Here is a 1,254-nt window from a genome sequence, read left to right as displayed (position 1 = left end):
CCTGCATGTGCATCGGGCTGCACGGCAAAGCGCGCGCGAAAATCCGCGGATGAAAACGGCGCCGGCGTCACCTGGTCCATCACGCGCTCAGCCGCTTCAACTGGTCCGCCGGCATGATCGGGAACACGGCGCCCTTGGAGCGCACCGCGAACATCGTCTCGCCGCCGATTTCGATCTCCTCGCCATGCCCGACCAGTTCATACATCACCGGCCGCGCCACCAGCGCCTCCAGACGGCCACGCACCAGCACATAGGGCTTCAACCCGCCGGTCTCGTTCTCATCGACAAACCGCAGCGGCCGTTCCGGCCCGGCTTCGACGACGTCGCCGACATTGGTGCGGAAGGTGATTGTCTGCGCCTCGCCGCTGCCCGAAACGTCCATTTCGACGGCGATGAACGGCGCATCGGCGACGCGGATGCCGACCTTTTCTACCGGTGTCACCAGATAGGTCCTGCCATCGGCGTCCTTGCGCAGCACCGAGGAGAAAAGCTGCACCAGCGGCATGCGCCCGATCGGCGTGCCCAGATAGAACCAGGTGCCGTCGGCCTTGATCTCCATGTCCAGATCGCCGCAGAAGTCGGGATTCCAGCGTTCGACAGGTGCCGCGCCCTTGCCGGCACGGGCGGCGCGCGAGATCAGCGCCTCGAGACCACGCGCCTCGGTGGCATCAGTCAGGCTTTCTTCACGATGTCCCAAGGGTCCCGTCATGGTCACGAAATAGTCACTGTTGTTCCGCTTGTCAGCCTAAGTCTGTGATTTAAGTTTCGATGTAGGCGCCACGCGAGGCCGAATCGCGGCAACTTATGGTATGGTGCAGCCGTTGTTCCAGCCATGGTATTCCAACCACAAGGATCGATGCGGCATGAGCGTGATGGTCAAGGAAAGCCCGATCAGCGAAAAGGACATGATCGCCGAGGCCGAGAAGGCGCTTGCCGACATCTCCCGGATCCGCGACGGGGTCGGCCGGGTCATCTTCGGACAGGAAAGCGTCGTCGAGCGCACGCTGGTGGCGCTGCTGGCCGGTGGCCATGCGCTTTTGGTCGGCGTGCCGGGTCTCGCCAAAACCAAGCTGGTCGAAACACTTGGCATCGTGCTCGGCCTCGATTCGCGTCGCATCCAGTTCACGCCGGATCTGATGCCGTCCGATATCCTCGGCTCCGAAGTGATGGAGCAGGACGAGACCGGAAAACGCTCCTTCCGCTTCATCTCCGGGCCGATCTTCGCCCAGCTGCTGATGGCCGACGCGATCAACC

At 63.2% G+C, this 1,254-nt stretch carries 2 protein-coding genes; one reads left to right on the top strand and one right to left on the bottom strand.

Going from position 1 to position 1,254, the window contains the following annotated elements; translation table 11 throughout:
* Positions 1 to 79: 79 nt before the first annotated feature.
* Positions 80 to 709 carry a DUF1285 domain-containing protein gene (locus tag ENZ75_RS32215; RefSeq protein WP_013529969.1) on the bottom strand — a complete coding sequence of 210 codons (630 nt, stop codon included), beginning with the start codon at positions 707 to 709 and terminating at the stop codon, positions 80 to 82.
* Between the two features lie 154 nt (positions 710 to 863).
* On the opposite strand from ENZ75_RS32215, the gene ENZ75_RS32210 reads away from it, so the two are divergent.
* On the top strand, positions 864 to 1,254 hold a 391-nt coding region (locus tag ENZ75_RS32210; RefSeq protein WP_206617159.1), incomplete at its 3' end, for an AAA family ATPase.

Origin of the sequence: Mesorhizobium sp. M7A.F.Ca.CA.002.04.1.1 (assembly GCF_004022805.1) — a bacterium.
Lineage (GTDB): Bacteria > Pseudomonadota > Alphaproteobacteria > Rhizobiales > Rhizobiaceae > Mesorhizobium > Mesorhizobium ciceri.
The sequence above is the reverse complement of the archived record's forward strand: the minus strand, read 5'-3'. Positions and strand labels throughout refer to the sequence as shown.